The sequence below is a fragment of the Psychrobacter sp. H7-1 genome (assembly GCF_904846585.1).
Classification (GTDB): Bacteria; Pseudomonadota; Gammaproteobacteria; order Pseudomonadales; family Moraxellaceae; genus Psychrobacter; species Psychrobacter raelei.
On sequence record NZ_CAJHBH010000002.1, the window covers coordinates 119,730 to 138,939 of the forward strand.

The window sequence follows — 19,210 nt, forward strand, 5'->3', positions numbered from 1 at the left end:
CCCCTAAATTAAGCCAAAAATATTTAAAAGTGCTCAGTTGACCAACTGACAAAACTGACAAAACCTCAAAGGAGATATAAATATGATGACCTTCGACACCAAACCAACCAGCCAGCAACTTGAAGATAAAAGCTTTTGGGACAACCTGCCACCAGAAGGGGCTTTATTTGATGGCTATCTTTATGCCCCAACTTTCGCAATCCTTAAGGACGGCCAACCTATCAGCTATCAATCAGATGGTGATAAGAATATGATTAACCAGTTTTCCTATAGCCTAGCACTAGAAGAAATACAGCGACTTAGTAAAGAGTACGATGATATTTCTATGGAAATAAATGGATACTTTCAAAGCTATGTTAAATATAAAGGTTAAGTGATTTATTGACCTACCCCATTGCAAGGCTAGGAGTAATTACCCGAACGACTGCCATTTACACCTTTAAGCAGTCACCGCCTTGCATCTTATTTAGTAAAGGTGTGGTAAAGGTGATAGCTATGGATAAACACCCTATTCAAGAGTTTTTTGAAATATACGAAGAAGTTACTGGAGTAAAGTACTCACTTGCTAGTGAAGATGCTGGTTTGTACACAGTTAAGTACATTAAAGATAATGCCAAGCAAGATGCACTATTAAGACATGACCCATCACATTTGTATAAGAATTTATGTAATATTTTTAACGATTATTTTTTAGGCGTACTATCTTCTGATGCGTTTGTTGAAACACTAAGCACGTCTGACAGGTTAAACCACTTATTTATTGAGGCCACAAGAGAGCCGAAAAGCAAAGACAAGCGAGTTGTGAAAAAGGACTTACAAAAGATGATACGCCATATTGATGCAGTTATAGACATCTACCAAAAGAACTATGCTGGTGCAGTTGTTGATGAGTTTATAGACACCAGTGGCCTCAATAAAAGGCGACCTACTAAAGCACTTGAAGAATTTAAGTTTACTTGTGAAAAAGCGTTAAGATTTTACTCACCAGAGCAAGGACGCAAAAAATCACAAGAGCGACAAGCTAGAATAAATATGATCAAAAGGTTAATACCTATCTTTGAATTCTATGGCTTGCCTACTGGCTCAGGCGAAGAAGGTCATTTTTTTGTATTTATTGTAGGCTTATATGAGTTATTAAAGATTGAGGTTAATATTCCAACAGCCGACATAAAAGAAGCCAAAAAAAGCTAATTAAGACACAAATCAAAAAATAATTGTCAGAGGAACGACTAAACGAGTTTTTAATCTACTTCTATTCTTTTTGACCTCAAAGCCACCCTATATCATTCATTCCATACCGTAGCACTCAATTAAGAGCCGTTACGGTTTAAATCAACCGATTTTATGGAGTGGATATAAATGAACAATCCTACCGACACTAAAGTAATTAACTTTAGCCAAAGCACTAGCGAACAGATTGAGCAAGTAGCACAAAGCCAGTTTGCTAAGTACCTGCCACCTCAAGGCATGAGCAGAGCTAGAGATATCCTACCTTTCTTACCTTTTGGCCGTACCACCTTGCATGAGTGGAGCAATGATGGCCGTTTTCCTGCTAGTGTGAAGTTATCACCAACTATGGTCGCATGGCGTAATGCTGATGTATTGGCATGGCTTGAGGCTCAACAGCCTAGCACTGCCTCAACTGATGTGGAGGCTTAATCATGCAATCAACCTTAAACCGCCAAGTAATCGACATAACAACCGCAGATGATGACGAAGTAATGTTATTACCGTCTGTCTTATTATCTGATGCCAGTTGTGAAGCCTTAAACGCCATTCAAGTACTAGATGATATTGCTAGCCTGCTTTACATCATTAGCAATAATCAGCTATCAGAGCATCAATATCAAGCTATGGCACGTTTTGCTTATGAAACAGTGACACACACCTCACAGGCTCAATATGACCTATTACAGCGACTTAATGAGCCATTAGAGCAAAGCAAGTTTGGCACTGTGGAGGTGAAGTAATGAGCATTATTAAAAACTTAATCTATATAGTCGCCTCACTTATCATCTTAGTCTTTACGACCTTAGAAGTGGTGAATATGTTAACTGCTATGGGGGTGCTATGAGTAAAGATAAGTTAATAACTAATCAGCAATTAGCTCAGTACCTCGATCAAGATGTACCACTTCAACAGCAAGCCACTGATGAGCCTATCCCTACCTTTATGAGTGCTCAATTAGCTTATGCCAAATCTAAGCACAGCAAACAGGCTGAGCAAAAGAAAAAAGCATATAAAAAGAGATGGTTTAAAAAGGAGGGTAAGCAATGAGAATAAATCCAAATGATTTTTACGTCATAGAGGTTAATGGTGAAATAGTTATTCCTGACTGTTTTGACTTTGTGATGGATTATTGGACGGCTGAGGCGGTGCAAGTGTTTATTCAAGCGGTTAACCCTAAGCTTGAGGTAACTATCCAAGAAGCATATCTCACTGATTTAGATGAGCCTATTGGTGGAGGTGAAGATGATTAACTCAGAGCAACAAAAAACCCATGCAGTAAGCACAGGTTTATTGTCAAAATTAACAGAGTTCAGACCAGCTACATTAGAAGATATAAAGCAAAGCCAAGTATTAAAAGACTTGTATGACCTTGAGCATGGCTTAGGTGAGCCATTAGGACTGAGCCACAAGCTTTTATACCTTGATAGTGATATTAGCATAGGAGGCGAATATCTGCCAACTGCCAACACTTTAGGCCTCGTATTAACTGACAACCAAGGCCAACCTGTTAGCATTGCAAGCGTTATTGATGACAGCAAACCACCTTTACTGACTGACTCAAGCCAGCCTTATGCTTTTGTTATCGGTAACTATAATGCTAATGGTGATAAGTGGGCGGTAACAAGCTTAGAAGATGGCAAAAAGCTATACTTTGAGCTTAACTCAACTAATGGCAGGCAGGATACTGTTTTAGTGAGCTTGCACCATTGGCAGTTTGATAGCATGGTTAAACATTTTGCCAAAGCCAGTACCATTAAAATTAATACCACGCTCGAAAATAAGACCAACCTTATTAAGTCGCTTAAAGGCCATGATGTTGAGCTAGTTACTACCAGCATACCTATTGATAGCTTATTAAATTATGATGATACCTTGATCAGTTTACTGAATGAGGCTGATACTCTTAATCTTAAGCACTTAGGCTGGGCAAAGCCAAGCGAGGTGAGCAAAACACTACCACAGGTTAAAACCTTTAATAAAGATATGATGCCTACCCTTCTATGGGATTATGCCTCAAACAGTGCAGAGCGTTTAAGTGTACCGATTGAGTATGTTTTGATGCCACTGATGGTGAGCCTAGGTAGTGTGATTGGTACAAAGCTGACTATCTACCCTAAGAGATATGATAATTGGGAAATATCGCCAAACTTTTTTGGTGCTATTGTTGGCAACCCATCAAGCAAAAAATCACCATCATTAAGCGAGGGATTAAAGCCAGTAACACACCTTGTCGCTTTATCTAAGGAGAAGTACAACACTGACAAGCTTGAGTATGAGGCTCAAAAAGAGCTTAATAAACACATGGCCAAAGCTACTGAGAAGCAGTTAGGTGATTTAGCCAAGAAACTGGCAGGCCAAGATGACGATGATGACAGTGAGGCAAACCATGAAGCACTAAAGGCTAAGGCTCAGGAACTTGCACAGGCTAAGCAGAATGATGAGCTTATCCCTGAAATGAAGCGTTATATTACTGATGATGGTACAGTAGAGAGCATTGGAGAGCTTGAGAGTAAGCATAAAAACGGTATGTTGGTTAAGCGTGATGAGCTGACTGGCTTACTGGCATCATTAGACAATGAGAGCAACTTACAAGCTAGATCATTCTATCTTGAGGGCTTTAATGGCCTTGGTAGCTTTCAAGTTGACAGAATAGGCAGAGGCTCAATATTTATTGATACTCATTGCTTATCTGTTATTGGTGGCATACAACCTGATAAGCTTGAGTTCTACCTAGGTAAGACAGTCAAAGGATTAGGTAATGATGGGCTTATTCAACGCTTTCAGCTTATTGTTTACCCTGACCCACTAGCCAACAGTAAAGAGAGAGATTTAGCACCTGACAAAGCCAGTCGTGATGCAGTGTATAGCTTGTTTGAAACAATCGATAATATGCAGTTGGGTGATTTTATGCGATATGGTGCAAGCCCTATTGATGAGTACCACAAACGGCCATATTACCGCTTTAGTGATGAGGCTTACCCTGTTTTTATGAATTGGTATGATGACCTCAAGGCTCGAGCAAATGAGGCTGAGCATAGTATCATTGCAGAGCATCTTATTAAGTACGCTAAAACAGTACCATCATTGGCTTTAATCTTTCATTTAGTGGATTGTATCGAATATGGCGGTAACTTAGGCTCAGTGAGCTTAACAGCGTTACAGGCCTCGCTTAAGTGGTGTGAGGTACTAGAGTCGCACATGATGAGGGTTTATAGTGCAGTTACAGACAGTGCAAACATCAAGGCCAACTATTTAGCTGATAAAATCTTGAGGATAGCTAAAAGAGGCACTGACAAAACCGACAAAACTGACTGGCTTGAGCATGGCTTTACAGCTCGCCAGCTTATCCGCAAAGGGTGGAAAGGTTTAACTGATGCTGATGACGTACTCAACGCTTTAGAGGTGCTTACTGAGCATGATTGGCTAAGATGGGAAACAGTAGAGAGCACTGGCCAAGGAGGTAGGCCTACTGAGCGTTATTACATTAACCCTAGATTGAGTGAGATTGGTTAGGTTTTGTCAGTTTTGTCAGTTGTGAATTGGGGCATTATTCAAAAATAGTGCCCTTTTTTGTGCCTGTTAATAGGTTTTGTCAGTTTTGTCAGTACTATATCTGAGCATATTGAGAAATTTTAAGGTTAAATTATTTAAAAAATAAGCAATCATACCTATTATTGTTATAATATAACAAAAATTACTAATGATTTAGATAACCATGCCAAAGCTCGCTACAGTAAAAAGCCTTGAGAACTATCCAAAGTTACCGATTAACTCAGTCACTCACCAACTGAGCAAGGCAGGTGCTTTTATAGTGAATGGTGAGCAAATCACAGTGACAGCGACATCATGCAATTATGGAGGTAGTCGCTATTGGTGGCAGTGCCCTAAGTGTGGCAGGCGTGTAGGAGTCTTATACTTCAATCAATCCTACCAGTGCAGGCATTGCATAGGAGCTAACTACTCGATACAGCTACAGCAACCCATTGACCGCTTATTTAAGCGTGTAGCAGTCATTAGAGAGCGTTTAGGCTGGCCTCAAGGCATTGCAAACGGTAAAGGTGAGAGGCCTCGTTATATGCACCATAAGACATATCAGAAACTTATTGCTGAGCATGATGAGCTGAGCCAACAGATAATAGAGAGATTAATATAATGGCGTACTTACCAACACTAGATGACCTTATCCAAGATTTACAGCTAGCAAAAGAAATAGCGATAAAGCATGAGAACGTAAACGGCCTAATTAATAGCGTTATGAGCCAAGCTAAGTTACTGGGATTAGACTCAAGTACCACAACAGCAACAGACAAGCCCACCACAATTGAACTGATAGCACCTTTATCACCAGAGGCAGTTAAGGCAATCAGTGATCAATTAGATGAGGAATACTAATGACAGTTGACGACCTGATAACAGAGTTAAACGAAGCTCGAGAAGTCGCAAAGGAGAACGGCAATCCAACAGCGATGATAAGTGCAACAATGAGCAAAGCTAAGTTGCTGGGCCTAGATAATCAAACCATAGCACCACAGTCACATTTGCCACCAGTGTTTAACATTGTAGGCGTGTCACCAGATGATATAAGAGTGAGTTAATTTTCGGACATCGTAGGGACTGAGTGGAGATAATCACCACAGAGGGTGGCATTTCAAATGCAGGGATAACCAAAACAGTTATACCAGCATCACTATTTTAGTGACTGAGATATTATATGCCTCATTCTAACCATCACCATTTTAGCCACAGATGGTCACTGACTGAGGTATGATCTTGCTTAGATTTTAGATAAGACCAAGATTGGACTTGTCCCCATCGGTGGGGATATCTCATTACTCAAAGCTGAGCAGTGAATAAGGTTAAATTACAAACCGTAACAATTTTATTTAAAGCTATGAGTAAGGTATTATTTATCGAGGTAAAAAAATCTATTGTTGGTATTATTGTTGGTATTGTGGTTTTTTAAATTCATTAAACCCTTATAAATCAATATCTTACAAGCTTAGTTTAGTTTCCGCCATCTCCACCAAACACTAAAAAAGCTTGTCACATTCATTGTGGCAAGTTTTTTTATGCCTAAAGCTTATATATCCATTTTAGGAATAGGGTTATAACTTACCAGTAATGCCCTATTTTTTTATCTTTGATAAAATGAGCTCACAGACTGAGCTCATAGACATAGATACCTACTCTTATCATGAGGAGATCATCATGAAAAAATTGTTATTGACCACTATTTCGCTGGTTTTGATTGCCAGCAGTCTTCCTGCTCAAGCCGCTCGGGTTAAGTGTTCTGACTTCAAATCGCAAAGAGAAGCACAGGCTTATTTTGATGCCAAAAAGCCCGGCTATCAATCCTTGGATCGCGATAAAGATGGCATTGCTTGTGAAGCTTTAAAATAACAAAGTTGTCTTGCTAACCCCGCTTATCACAATAAATGTGGTCTCATTAATCTGCACCCAAAAAAAAGCTTGCCACCAATTTGTGACAAGCTTTTTTTGAGCCTATTTAAGGTAAGCCAATTTCAAAAATAAATGTTGGTATAAAAACCCACGGTTGGTATTGCCTGACTATTTAAACAAGCCATTTTAATTTAATAATAGTTATTTATAGCCAGTGCTTTAAAAACAGATATATGGCCGTTTTCGCGGCTCTAATATGTACCGCTTGTCTGTCCCCAATAAGCTCACGTTCAATAATAGATATGTTGCCATCAATGCACAAAGCGATATAAAACCTCTTAGCACTTCTACCTGAGGCAACTTGCGTGGCAGGCAAGTCATGGCAGTGGAATAAACCGATGGCTTTAGCCAGCTGATTATCCTCAATAAACTGCATGAACTGCTCATTTACCATATGCTCAGTTAACGGCGGTGCAGCAAACTTGGTCACACTTAGTGTCACATTATCATGCTCATCATCGCAGCTAAGTAGCCTATGACTCAGATAAGCATTGGTATTCACCTCCAAAACACCAAAATCTTTGAGGTTATGACGGCTTAATGTCTGCTCTAAGCTTTCATTTTGCTCACTATATAAGTGCTCAGCTAAGCGCTGTTTTATACGTTGCACGGTAGGCGCAAAGTCATGCTCAGCCTCCTCTGCACTATTAGCCTTCACACTCAAACGCACGGTTATCTCACCAATGCCCGCATAAGGCGCCAAAGACACTTTGCCTTGGCTACTAATTAAGTCCTTGAGTCTATCCTCTACAGCCGACTCGCCGATACCGCCAAATTTCAAGTACTTTGAATACAGTTTACGGCGCTCACCCAGTAACTGATCGAGCCATGGCTTCAGCTCATGCTCAAACATATACGCCATCTCTCGAGGTGGCCCTGGTATCACTGCATAATAGGTTGCGTTGTACTGATGCACAAAACCCACGGCCAGACCCACTTCATTTTTTAATAAATGACTACCCTCAATGGTATTGGCCTGTCTTTTATTAGCGGTGATGAGCGACTCACTGCCGTCTTTGAACAGCTGCATGATTTTTGCTTCAGCCTCTTTATCTATCACAAGCTTAGCACCAGTAAATTCAGCCACGGCATCTTTGGTTAAATCATCTTCTGTGGGACCTAGACCACCGCAGCATACCACTAAGTCTGAGCGCTCACTGGCAATTTTTAGCGCCTCTTGGATCCGCGCCATATTATCGCCTACGACCCCTTGAAAATATACATCGACACCTAAATCGGCCAGTACTTCAGCCATATGCTGAGCATTGGTATTGACTATTTGGCCAAGTAATATCTCTGTGCCTACTGCAATAATTTCTGCTTTCATAAAAGATATCCTTATAATTTTTAGTTGAATGGAGCGCCATAAGCTGTTGTTGGTATTATAACGTGCAAGGGTGAAAAACTTGGTTGCTTTTTATGGCCTACCTTACTGCATAAGAAACCCGAGCACTTGTCTAAAACGGTATAAAAAATACAAAAAAAGCCTGACACGTCACCGTGTCAGGCCTTATGGTATAAAGCAATTAGTAATATTGGTAAGCTTTATCAAATTTTGAACAAAAAAAAGATGGCCCCACTAGCACATCCTCGGCACACCCTGTATCTACTACCGTTGCTACCTTCCGGTCCTGGCGGGGTTCGTAGTACAAAGTTGCGAGGCTACCAATGGAGCCACCAAGCACGTATTATACCTAAACTTTCAATATTTTCAAGTAGATTCACAAATTTATGCGCAGCAAACTTTGCTGTTAATACAGATTGTTCGCCCAAGAGATTGTCATTTGAAATCTAGGTCGAAAGGACGCTAAAAAAGCATTTACACCCTTATCTAAACCCAAAGTATTGCGTAACAATTTTCACATCGATTGCACTTACTGCAAACATGTAACATGATATTATCCAGTTATCTTAGCTACTATAAGCTTATTTAAAGCGCTAAGCCTTTGTTAAATCCTATCAAGACTTAATTATATTAACAACACTAACAAACACAATTAAAAGGATAAATTCATGTCTAATTTACTATCAAAATCATTATCTAAAGTAGGCCTACTATCAATTATTGGCTGTGCTGCAGCTTTTGCTCAAGGCGCACAAGCAGAGCCGACAGGTTATAACCAAATTAGCTTTAATGTAGAAGCCAATCAAGAAGTAGAAAATGATGAAGTAACCGCCACTTTATATAAACAGGCTCAAGCAAGCACCCCTAAGCAATTGGCAACCCAGCTAAATACAGCCATCAATCAGGCACTAAGTATTGCTAAGCGCTACCCCACAGTGACAGCCACTACCGGTCAACAAAACACTTATCCAAAGTACAATGATGACGGTAAAATTGTTGGCTGGACAGGCACTGTAAGCGTTGATTTAAAGAGCAATGACTTTGCTAAGACCAGTGAGCTTGTGGCCAACTTACAAGAAAACTTAGTGGTACAAAACCTTCAATTTGGTGTCTCTGAGAAAAAACAAAAAGAACTTGAAAAAGAGCTGATCAAAAAAGCTTCTTTACAATTTAAAGAGCAAGCCAAATCATTGGCAGAAACGTGGGGCATGAGTGGCTATCAAGTTATTAACGTATCTATTAATACCAACAGTGGCTATAATCCGCGTCCGATGATGATGATGCGTGATGCGTCTGCTAAAGCGGGCGTGCCTGCTCAAAGCTTTGAGGGCGGCAACTCACGTGTGGCTGTTACTGCCAATGGTACCATTGAGCTTATCCCATTTATGAGATAAATATTTAAGACGCTTTATTTATCAAAAAAAATCCCAGCACATGTGCTGGGATTTTTTATTTTAACCTAAATCTTTGAAGATTATAGGCTGTAGTACATATCAAATTCTACTGGATGCACAGTGGTATTTAGACGACGTACTTCTTCAGTTTTTAACTCGATAAACGCATCTAGCATATCTTTAGTGAACACATCACCTTTTAGTAAGAAGTCATGGTCATCTTTTAGTGCTTGTAGCGCGACTTCTAAGTTTTCGGCCACAGTTGGGATTGAACCTTCTTCTTCTGGAGGTAGATCATACAAGTTTTTATCCGCAGCATCGCCAGGATGGATTTTATTTTGGATACCATCAAGGCCGGCCATTAATAAAGCAGCAAATGCTAAATATGGGTTAGCAGTTGGATCAGGGAAGCGAGCTTCTACACGCACACCTTTTGGTGAGCTGACGTATGGGATACGGATAGACGCTGAACGGTTACGCGCTGAGTAAGCAAGCATGATTGGCGCTTCGTAATGAGGTACTAGACGCTTATAGCTGTTAGTCGATGGGTTAACAATCGCGTTAAGGGCGCGAGCATGCTTAATGATACCACCGATATAATAAAGCGCTGTTTCTGAAAGACCGGCATACTCGTCACCAGCAAAAGTATTTACGCCATCTTTAGAGATTGACATATGCACGTGCATACCTGAGCCGTTATCACCAACGATTGGTTTTGGCATAAAGGTCGCTGTTTTACCAAACTGGTGCGCTACGTTATGTACCACATATTTGAATTGCTGTACTTCGTCCGCTTTACGAACCATGGTGTTAAATGACACACCGATTTCTGATTGGCAAGAGGCCACTTCATGGTGATGAACCTCAACACGGTCTGGGCCCATAATGTCTTCTAAACGTTGACACATCACTGAGCGCAAGTCTTGTGAGCTATCTACTGGAGGTACTGGGAAATAACCGCCTTTTACACGTGGACGGTGACCCATGTTGCCCCAATCATATTCATTATCCGTTGACCAAGCTGCTTCTTCTGCTGTGATACGGTGGCGCGCGCCTGACATATCAATAGACCATTTAACGTCATCAAATACAAAAAACTCTGGCTCAGGACCAAAGAAAGCCGTATCACCGATGCCGGTTGATTTTAGATACTCTTCAGCACGGCGAGCGATTGAACGAGGGTCACGGTCATAGCCTTGCATGGTGGTAGGCTCAATGATGTCACAAGTTACCACAACGGTTGTCGCATCAAAGAATGGGTCGATAAATGCGGTCTCTGGATCAGGACGCAAAATCATGTCAGAAGCTTCAATGCCTTTCCAGCCAGCAACAGATGATCCATCAAACATTTTACCATCTTCAAGAACATCTTCATCGATGCTTGAGGCAGGATAGCTGATGTGCTGCTCTTTACCGATCGTATCAGTAAAACGGAAGTCTACCCACTTGGCATTAGACTCTTTGATTAGATCGAATAGTTTGTTTAACATTATATGTCTCTCCATTAATTGGTTACTAAGAACTCGGTTGTGGTAGTGATATTAGCTGCACTTGATTTGAACTTATTATGCTGTACTTAGCTTTTTTAGTTAGTTAGGCAAGCGGCACATCATTTTCATTTTATCAAAATTCAGTATAGGTGACAGTAATTTAAAATCATAGCCAAAATTTAAAGATCAACTGGTTTTTGGTGTGTTCACTTTATTTTGGCATTTTTAGCATTGCTGCTTTCATGACCTAACTGTTGCAACTGACATGCCAGATTTTCAAAAACAGGTTAAAAAGTGGCGCAATATTTTTGTTCTGGCTCAAAATGCCCCAAAAACCGCTATATTTAAAGCAAGTTTAGCGCATTTACGCCATAAAATGTGCGTCTAAAAACATTCATAAACCAAATTGGGGCAAAATATGGCATATTAACGCACCAATATTGTGCATAATATATTAAATTTTATAATTTTGGTGCAATATCTAGGTTTATGGGCACACCCGATAGCTCATGGTTTAATTACCGATTGACGCCAGCGTTAAAGCTTGCTTTTATATTTGCTTAAGCCCTTATCACGGCGTGATGTTTGGGTATAATTGGGCACTATGTATAAGGCAGTTAGCTTAAGCAGCTGCTTTTTTCCGTTTATCATTGCCAGTCCTATCTGTTATTCATAGGCGCGATAACTTTTGTGATAATAATTTATGATTTTGCTTTTAGATAACTACGATAGCTTTACTTATAATATTGTTCAGTATTTACAGCAATTAGGCGCCAAGGTTAGGGTTTGTAAAAACGATCAGGTAAGTTTGGCTGATATTCATGCTTTACAGCCGCAAGCAATTGTCTTTGGACCTGGCCCTGGCACACCAGATGATGCCGGTATTACACTGCCGTCTATCAAACACTTCGCCGATAAGCTGCCCCTACTTGGGGTGTGCCTAGGACATCAGGCCATCGCGCAAGCCTTTGGTGCCCGTGTCATACACGCGCCACAAGTGATGCATGGCCGTATCTCACAGGTACATCATGATCAAAAAGGGGTATTTGAAGGCTTGGATAATCCTAGCGTCTTTACCCGATATCATTCACTGATTGTTGACAAAAGCAGCTTGCCTGATACTCTTAAGGTCAGCGCTTGGACACAAAGCATACACCCTAATGAGCCAATCAGTGAGATTATGGCCATTCGTCATACGCAGCTGCCCATCGAGGGGGTACAGTTTCACCCTGAGTCTATCTTAAGTGAAGCCGGACTGCAGCTGTTTAATAACTTTTTGATGCAGCACAATTTATTACCAAGCTAACATCATAAGCTTGATTCTGTATAATAAATAACACCCACCCCTTTATTCCTTATCCCAACATAGTGTTCGAACTTATGCCAAATACCGCCTTATCTACCGCTGAGCTGACTGATGATCAAGTTCATGACATTCTCACCACAGCCTTAGCCCGCATACTCAGACGTATTGATCTAACGCAACAAGAGATGCGTCAAATTATGACCATTATTATGGATGGTCGTTGCCCTGATGCCATGCTAGGCGCCCTACTTACAGGGCTTAATATGAAGAGTGAGTCTATTGATGAGATTACTGCCTCTGCCAGTGTGATGCTCGATTTTGCCAAAAAAATTGAACCAAAAAACCGCACAAATATGGTCGATATTGTTGGTACGGGAGGCGATGGCAGTAACTTATTTAACGTCTCTACTGCCTCAGCATTCGTGGCCGCTGCTGCAGGTGCGACTGTCGCCAAACATGGTAACCGCGGAGTATCATCAAAATCTGGTAGCTCAGATTTACTGGAGCAGGCAGGTCTTAATCTGAACATCACCCCAGAGCAAACGCGCGAATGTATTGAGACTCAAGGCATCGGCTTTTTGTTTGCACCCAATCACCATACGGCGATGAAGCATGCCATTCCCGTACGCCGAGCTTTAAAAGTACGAACCATATTTAATATTCTAGGCCCACTGACCAACCCAGCTGGGGTCAAAAACTTAGTGGTTGGGGTATTTACTGATAATATGTGTGAGCCTTTAGCACACGTATTCAAAAACTTAGGCGCCAAGCATGTGATGGTGGTCGGCTCAAAAGATAGACTGGATGAAATCAGCCTGGCAACCAGTACCAAAGTGGCCGAATTAAAAGACGGTGAGGTTACCGTGTATGACATCTTCCCAGAAGATGCCGGTATTGACTCTCAGACCTTAGTCGGACTTGACGTCAACTCTTCTGAACAAAGCCTGCAACTGATACAAGCCGCGCTATCTGGTAAAGAGACCAATGACTTTGGTATTGCCCAAAACAAGGTCAATAAAGCGCGTGACATGATTGCCTTAAACGCAGGCGCTGCCATCTATGTCGCCGGATTGGCCAGTAACTTCCCTAATGGGGTAAATCAGGCCCAAAACATCCTCCAAAGCGGTAAAGCCCTGCAAAAAATGCAGGCATTGGCTGAATATACCCAAACCTTTGATCGCTAGTTTTTGCTAAATTCATTATTGATAACCCTACGAGCCCAATATGACGCATGATGCCATCCCCTCAATCCTAAAAAAAATTGTGCTGACCAAAGAGTCTGAAGTGGCCAGTGCCAAAGCACAACAAGCGCTGCCTGCGATTAGAGCTGAGGCTGAGCAGCTTGCTGCCTCTCAAGAGGCCCCTCGCCGCGGTTTTGCCCAAGCGTTATTGGCCAAACAAAGCGCTGGCGTGCCAGGCATCATTGCTGAGGTCAAAAAGGCGTCACCATCAAAGGGGATTATCTCACCTAACTTTGATCCTAGCCGAGTCGCTAAGCAATATGAGCAAGCTGGTGCTGCCTGTCTGTCTGTACTGACTGATGAGCAGTATTTTCAAGGCCATAACAGCTACTTACAACAGGCCAAAGCCGCTTGTGGCTTACCCGTACTTCGCAAAGACTTTATGATTGATGAGTATCAGATTTATCAGTCCTACCTACTGGGCGCTGACTGTATTTTGTTAATTGTTGCCTGCTTAGATGACAAGCAATTACATCATCTACATGAGTTGGCCTGCAAGCTTAGCATGGATGTCCTTATCGAAGTGCATACCCTTCATGAGCTAGAGCGTGCCCTAAAGCTACCGGCGTCTGAGCACAATATTTATGGCATCAATAACCGCGATTTAAACACCTTTAATACTGATCTACAAACCTCCATAAAACTCAAAGAGTTCCTTGATAATCAGTCAGCCAAACCTCAGCTGTTGGTGACCGAAAGTGGCATTCATAGCACTGAGGATATGCAGCTAATGCTCACTCATCACATAAACTGCTTTTTAATTGGCGAGCAGTTTATGAAAACTGAGCATCCGGGCGACACCCTAGCCGCCCTACTCAGCTCACTGTAAGAGCGATAACCTTCTAAATTCATTTAATATAAGTGGTACCTATTACTATGGCAAATTCATTATTTTCAAAAGAGATGCAAGACCAGCTCAAAGAGCTAAAAAGCGAACTTAGCAAAGGCCGTGCTACCTCTCCTAGCGATCCTGAGAATGAAAAACCCACTGATCCTGTTACCCTACCGACCAAAAAACAGGTCGAAAAAACCGTTAAGCAATTAGACAGCGCTCATGTTGATGATGGCAAAGTGCTGTTTATGCAGGCCATGGCAGGTGTTCAGCCCATCAAAGACAACAACACCTTATCGGATGTCGCCAAGCCCAAATCAACCAAACCTGACGCAGCCACGTTATCAAAGCGTGCAGCGGCTCAAGGCGCTGACTCTGAAAAGTTAGAAGCGGGATTGTCAGACATGCAGGCACTATTAAACCCTGTGAGCGGCGACTCTTATCTTATTTATAAAACCCCAACGCTACAAAACAAAGTCTTCACTCAGTTAAAACAAGGCAAATTACGCTGGTATGATGCTGTAGACGTGCACGGCTGTACTATTGATGAGGCGCGTGAAGCCATGACTACCTTGATTACGCAGGCACGTAGCAATAATGAATCTGTGGTAAAAATCGTCCATGGTAAAGGTACTGATGCGGTTCTAAAAACTTGCGTTAACGGCTGGCTACGCCAATTACCCGAAGTTCTAGGCTTTTGCTCAGCTCCGCCAAAAGATGGTGGCAATGGCGCTGTACTGGTGTTATTAAAGAAAAATAAATCACAAGACTAACACTCTAGCAACAAGCTATTTTTTGTCATACAGCCTTAGCGCTTTACGCTACAAATGTTAAGCATTAAAAAAGCCACTATCTACAATAGTGGCTTTTTTAATGCCATGTGGTTGGCAGCTACTCTTCTGTATCATGATGACTTTGAAGAGCAGCAGTTGGGCTGTCTTTAGATGATGCGTTATCTTTATTAGCATCAGAGGACTCTACAATCATTTTTTGCGTGGCTAACGCATGCTCAACAGGATACGTTTCTATCTCTTTTAAGATTTCAATTAGCAACTGAGTCTGTTTGTCATAAAACTCATCAGCGCCGCTGGCATAAATATAGGCACGGAATTCTATCACCATAGAGTCCTGACGCAGCTCTGAAATTCTTACCTGGGTCCATTCAGAGTTGGTGACTTCATGGTTAACTAAGAACTCCTCCATCTCTTTTAAAAACTTCTCCAACGTGGAGGCCGCCACATCGCGTTTAATATAAATATTATGCAAAAAGTGAAACATATCACGGGAGGCAAAGTTTTCAATCGACATAGAGGAAAACTCGCCGTTGGGCACTGTCACAATGGTACGGTTTAAGGTGCGCAGTCGAGTGGAACGAATTCCGATGTCTACGACCGTGCCTTCTAGCGAACCAAACTTACAATAGTCACCGACACGCACTGGCTGGTCTGCTACCACCACCACACTACCGACCAAGTTTTCAATCATCTTTTGCGCACCTAGGGCCAAGGCCAAACCACCGACCCCCAGTGCTGCAATCCCTGTGGTTAAATCAAAACCTAAATTACCAAAAATGAAGATACAGGCTAATATTAACAGCACTGTCTTAATAATTTTGTGCAGTAAGCTTAAAATCGATACGCGTTCAGTCTGATTGCGCTTATAACTTTGACGCTCTGCACGACTGAAAATGGCATCGACCACTCTGAGCAGTAGCCACGTTGAGGCAAACCAGCCCACAATATCCTTAATACGGTTCACCGGCTCTCGCACTGTTACCGAAACCCCAGCATACACCATAACCTCATATAAAATCAGCGAGGTCATGACCAAGGCCAGTGGTAACACAAACTTAATATCTATCGGTAGCGGCTTATTACGTACTTTGGGATAGAAAACTTTAAAAATAAAATACAACACAGCGAAGAACACATATGAGGCGGCTATACAGAATAACGCCAACAAAAACACCGCAAAGATATCGGCCAAGTTATAACCACCAATCATTTTATCTTGCAGCGGCTTGAGCGTGTACTTATCAATGATTGAGGGATTGGCTGAAATATCTGATTTTTTTATGGCCTGCAACGTCTCATTAGAGATCTGCCAGTACTGATTACCATGCTCTGAAGTCTTTCTTGCCAGTACAATATCAATCACTTGATCTTGAGCGGTAATGGTGCCCACCTTCTCTAAGGTCGGTGGCAACTGATCGGCAAAATTACCCGAAGGGGTATTATTAATCTGCAGCTCAGCGTCTAGGCGTCCCCCCATGTCTAATGCAAGCTTTACCTGACGCACGGCCTCTACCGAGTTCTCTCCGGCATCTAAGCTTAGATAATTAGCGGCTAATGACGCATTGTTTTCGGCTAATGACTTAATGAAGCCTTGCACTGTGCTGCGCGGCGTCTGTCGACCAAAAGGGTCAACGACTTCTTCTGCGCTCGGGGCTGTATCACTGGCCTCATCGGCTGCTGTCGCAGTCACCGATAGTAGGGATAGGATAAGTGCCAATATTATCCCCAGTGTTACACTGAGCAGCTTCATAGGCTGCAGGCTGACTGAGTTAGCTGAGCTGGAAATATCACGTTTCTCAAAAAAAAGCATGGTTTATAGCCTAATACTTGGGCCTCAGTTATAGAGGTATAAAAAATTGTTTGGGCAATTTTAACATGACCTGCACCAGTGATAAGTAACGGTCAGTGTCTTCTAAATAAAATTAGGTGGCAACAACACTAAAAAAGACAATATATTAAGACCGTATGACGGGTAAACACGCCTATTTTAATGACAAGTTGAGTATTACTAATCAAAACATGAGTAAAAATCGCTTAATTGTTGTTTATTTTTTAATTAGATACGGGATAATAGCCACATTATTTCTTAAGTGTTATTTTATTTAAACGATTGGAACCAGACATGAAAACCTCTTACAGCCCTTTGTATCGCAGTGTTGTTACCGCTTTGGCATCTTCTAACTTGACCCCAAAAGCTTTGACTATAGTGTCTGCTCTTGCAGTTTGTATGCCTGCTATGGCCGCTCAAAATCAAGGGGAAGTGGATGCTGAGCAGCCTAGAATAAATTTTCCAGCGATTACGGTTACTGCAACCCGCACACCGACTGCTGTGAATAACACCATTGCCCAAACTCGTGTTATTGATAGCCAAGAGTTAAGTACTTATAAAGGCCAAACAGTGCTTGATGTTTTAAAGCGTCAGCCGGGCTTTAGTTACTATCAAAGTGGTGGCATGGGAACAAAAAGCAGTTTTTATCTGCGTGGCTATGATAGCCAAAGTATTTTAGTACTGATTGATGGCATTCGCTACAATGCAGCTTCTACAGGGCGTGCTGCTCTTGAACTATTTCCTGTAGACCAAATCGATCATATAGAGATTTTGTATGGTGCTTCTGGTTCTAGTATCTATGGTGCGGATGCTGTTGGCGGTGTGATTCAGATCTTTACCAAAGGTCAAAATGTTGATCAAAATCAATTCTCGGTAACCGCTGGTGCTGGTAGTAATGACCACTATCTGTATGGCGCTTCAGCTCAGATGCGTAATGAAAAAGGCAGTAGCTTAAGCTTAGCAGCTAGCCGTAATCAAACTAAAGGGATTGATGCTATAAAATCAGGCGGTGATGCTTATAAAGATGATGATGGTTTTAATTCTAACAATTTCAGCTTATCTATGCAGCATAAGCTTAACGATGCTGTGACTATTGGTGCAAATGGCATATATGCTAAATCAAATACAGAATACGACTCTGGTTCTACTTTTATAGATGCAAACCAAGACAATAAAAATTATGTATTTAATACTTTTGTAGATATAGAAAATAAGGGTTTAAATACCAAACTTCAATATGGTGAAAGTACGGACAAAAGAGTCAATTTCGATAAAAACTCACCTAATGGCAGTTTCTTTGACACAAAAGATAAACAAGCTAACTTGCAGTTAACTTACCCTACTAATATGGGCACTTTGACTGGTGGTGCAGAATGGTTAAGACAGGAAGCAGATACTAGCTTATATGCTGGGTCACATGAACGTAAAATAAAGAGTATTTTTACAGGCTATTTGCTAAATACCGATCAGTTTGATGCACAAGCTAATGTGCGCTATGATGATAACTCTCAGTTTGGGTCAGAGACCACCTATAATGTTGGAGGCGCATATAAATTTAGCCCTGAGCTTCGCGCTGGTGCTTCTTTTTCAACGGGTTTTAGAGCGCCGTCCTTAGATACAATGTACGATAACTTTAGCGGTAACCCTAACTTAAAGCCAGAGACCTCTGATAACTACGAAGTTTTTATTGAGAAGAGTGATGACCATCACAAAACTCGTTTGACAGGCTATTACTCAGATGTAGAAGACCTAATTGACTATGATGGTGGCAATAACTGGAGAATGGGTAACATTGATAAGGCGCGTATTAAAGGCATAACTCTGGTTTCTGACTGGATCGTAAATCAGTATATCTTTGGAATGAACTACGACTACCAAGATGCTAAGAACCTTTCTGGTGATTACAAAGGTGAACAAATTAAGTTTCGCCCAAAGCATAAGGGGTTGGTATACGCAGGCTACAGAAATTCAGAATTTGATGTTCGTGCAGAAGTGCAGCATATTGGTAAGCGCTATGCGCTTGATGGTGAGTGGTATGGCCCAACCAGACTAGGGACTAAAATGCAACATGCTAATCTTGTTAACTTAAGCGCAAACTATTATGTATCCCCTAATTTGACCATTAACTCACAGATTAATAACTTATTTAATAAAGAGTATACGTCAATTGATACCTATGGGACTCGTTATAATGAAGACGGCACCAACTTCTTTACCTCACTAACCTACACCTGGAAATAATCCCTTTCACATCGTTACCCTTTTATCAAAAAAACCACTCGCTTAAGCG

At 41.4% G+C, this 19,210-nt stretch carries 19 protein-coding genes and 1 other RNA gene; 16 read left to right on the forward strand and 4 right to left on the reverse strand.

Annotated elements, in window-relative coordinates:
* The first annotated feature begins 82 nt into the window (after positions 1-82).
* From JMX92_RS01215 to JMX92_RS01260, 10 genes are all read left to right on the forward strand, one after another.
* Positions 83-373: a hypothetical protein gene (locus JMX92_RS01215; protein ID WP_201543420.1), complete on the forward strand. Its 291-nt coding sequence runs from the start codon at positions 83-85 to the stop codon at positions 371-373.
* A 122-nt stretch (positions 374-495) separates the two neighbouring features.
* Complete coding sequence (locus JMX92_RS01220) at positions 496-1,191, forward strand: hypothetical protein (RefSeq protein WP_201543422.1); 696 nt, start codon at positions 496-498, stop codon at positions 1,189-1,191.
* 168 nt (positions 1,192-1,359) lie between these two features.
* Positions 1,360-1,659, forward strand: coding sequence for a helix-turn-helix transcriptional regulator (locus JMX92_RS01225; protein WP_201543424.1), 300 nt, complete (start codon positions 1,360-1,362; stop codon positions 1,657-1,659).
* Between the two features lie 2 nt (positions 1,660-1,661).
* On the forward strand, positions 1,662-1,970 hold the full coding sequence (locus tag JMX92_RS01230) for a hypothetical protein (protein ID WP_201543426.1): 309 nt from the start codon (positions 1,662-1,664) through the stop codon (positions 1,968-1,970).
* A 100-nt stretch (positions 1,971-2,070) separates the two neighbouring features.
* Positions 2,071-2,277, forward strand: a complete 207-nt coding sequence (locus JMX92_RS01235; RefSeq protein WP_201543428.1) for a hypothetical protein — start codon at positions 2,071-2,073, stop codon at positions 2,275-2,277.
* On the forward strand, positions 2,274-2,480 hold the full coding sequence (locus JMX92_RS01240) for a hypothetical protein (protein WP_007394786.1): 207 nt from the start codon (positions 2,274-2,276) through the stop codon (positions 2,478-2,480). The genes JMX92_RS01235 and JMX92_RS01240 overlap by 4 nt, the downstream gene beginning before the upstream one ends.
* Positions 2,473-4,743 carry a YfjI family protein gene (locus JMX92_RS01245; protein WP_201543430.1) on the forward strand — a complete coding sequence of 757 codons (2,271 nt, stop codon included), beginning with the start codon at positions 2,473-2,475 and terminating at the stop codon, positions 4,741-4,743. Before JMX92_RS01240 ends, JMX92_RS01245 begins: the two co-directional genes overlap by 8 nt.
* Positions 4,744-5,382: 639 nt before the next feature.
* Positions 5,383-5,622 carry a hypothetical protein gene (locus JMX92_RS01250; protein WP_201543432.1) on the forward strand — a complete coding sequence of 80 codons (240 nt, stop codon included), beginning with the start codon at positions 5,383-5,385 and terminating at the stop codon, positions 5,620-5,622.
* A complete protein-coding gene (locus JMX92_RS01255) occupies positions 5,622-5,825 on the forward strand; it encodes a hypothetical protein (RefSeq protein WP_201543434.1) in 204 nt (67 codons plus the stop codon). The genes JMX92_RS01250 and JMX92_RS01255 overlap by 1 nt, the downstream gene beginning before the upstream one ends.
* A gap of 613 nt (positions 5,826-6,438) precedes the next feature.
* The gene (locus JMX92_RS01260) at positions 6,439-6,630 is read left to right on the forward strand and encodes an excalibur calcium-binding domain-containing protein (protein ID WP_110816765.1); all 192 of its coding nucleotides are present in this window, start codon (positions 6,439-6,441) and stop codon (positions 6,628-6,630) included.
* A 205-nt stretch (positions 6,631-6,835) separates the two neighbouring features.
* On the opposite strand, the gene JMX92_RS01265 is transcribed toward JMX92_RS01260, so the two are convergent.
* Positions 6,836-8,017, reverse strand: coding sequence for a CinA family nicotinamide mononucleotide deamidase-related protein (locus JMX92_RS01265; protein ID WP_201543436.1), 1,182 nt, complete (start codon positions 8,015-8,017; stop codon positions 6,836-6,838).
* Positions 8,018-8,264: 247 nt separating this feature from the next.
* An RNA gene (gene ffs / locus JMX92_RS01270) (signal recognition particle sRNA small type) lies at positions 8,265-8,361 on the reverse strand.
* 342 nt (positions 8,362-8,703) lie between these two features.
* Here ffs and JMX92_RS01275 point away from each other — a divergent pair.
* A complete protein-coding gene (locus JMX92_RS01275) occupies positions 8,704-9,429 on the forward strand; it encodes an SIMPL domain-containing protein (RefSeq protein WP_011960862.1) in 726 nt (241 codons plus the stop codon).
* 80 nt (positions 9,430-9,509) lie between these two features.
* Here the strand turns inward: JMX92_RS01275 and glnA are convergent, their stop codons facing one another.
* Positions 9,510-10,919, reverse strand: coding sequence for a type I glutamate--ammonia ligase (glnA, locus tag JMX92_RS01280; RefSeq protein ID WP_201543438.1), 1,410 nt, complete (start codon positions 10,917-10,919; stop codon positions 9,510-9,512).
* 703 nt (positions 10,920-11,622) lie between these two features.
* Here glnA and JMX92_RS01285 point away from each other — a divergent pair.
* The 4 genes from JMX92_RS01285 to JMX92_RS01300 all read left to right on the forward strand — a co-directional run bounded on the left by JMX92_RS01285 (position 11,623) and on the right by JMX92_RS01300 (position 15,071).
* Positions 11,623-12,225: an anthranilate synthase component II gene (locus JMX92_RS01285; protein WP_110816768.1), complete on the forward strand. Its 603-nt coding sequence runs from the start codon at positions 11,623-11,625 to the stop codon at positions 12,223-12,225.
* A gap of 74 nt (positions 12,226-12,299) precedes the next feature.
* Positions 12,300-13,409, forward strand: a complete 1,110-nt coding sequence (gene trpD, locus JMX92_RS01290) for an anthranilate phosphoribosyltransferase (RefSeq protein WP_011960865.1) — start codon at positions 12,300-12,302, stop codon at positions 13,407-13,409.
* A gap of 40 nt (positions 13,410-13,449) precedes the next feature.
* Positions 13,450-14,295 carry an indole-3-glycerol phosphate synthase TrpC gene (gene trpC, locus JMX92_RS01295; protein WP_155587041.1) on the forward strand — a complete coding sequence of 282 codons (846 nt, stop codon included), beginning with the start codon at positions 13,450-13,452 and terminating at the stop codon, positions 14,293-14,295.
* 47 nt (positions 14,296-14,342) lie between these two features.
* Positions 14,343-15,071 carry a Smr/MutS family protein gene (locus JMX92_RS01300; RefSeq protein WP_201543440.1) on the forward strand — a complete coding sequence of 243 codons (729 nt, stop codon included), beginning with the start codon at positions 14,343-14,345 and terminating at the stop codon, positions 15,069-15,071.
* A gap of 118 nt (positions 15,072-15,189) precedes the next feature.
* Here JMX92_RS01300 and JMX92_RS01305 read toward each other — a convergent pair whose 3' ends face one another.
* Positions 15,190-16,902 carry a mechanosensitive ion channel family protein gene (locus tag JMX92_RS01305; protein WP_201543442.1) on the reverse strand — a complete coding sequence of 571 codons (1,713 nt, stop codon included), beginning with the start codon at positions 16,900-16,902 and terminating at the stop codon, positions 15,190-15,192.
* Positions 16,903-17,352: 450 nt separating this feature from the next.
* Between JMX92_RS01305 and JMX92_RS01310 the strand changes: the two genes are divergently transcribed.
* Entirely contained in the window at positions 17,353-19,161 is a 1,809-nt protein-coding gene (locus JMX92_RS01310; RefSeq protein ID WP_227675223.1) for a TonB-dependent receptor domain-containing protein, read from the forward strand.
* The last annotated feature ends 49 nt before the right edge of the window (positions 19,162-19,210 follow it).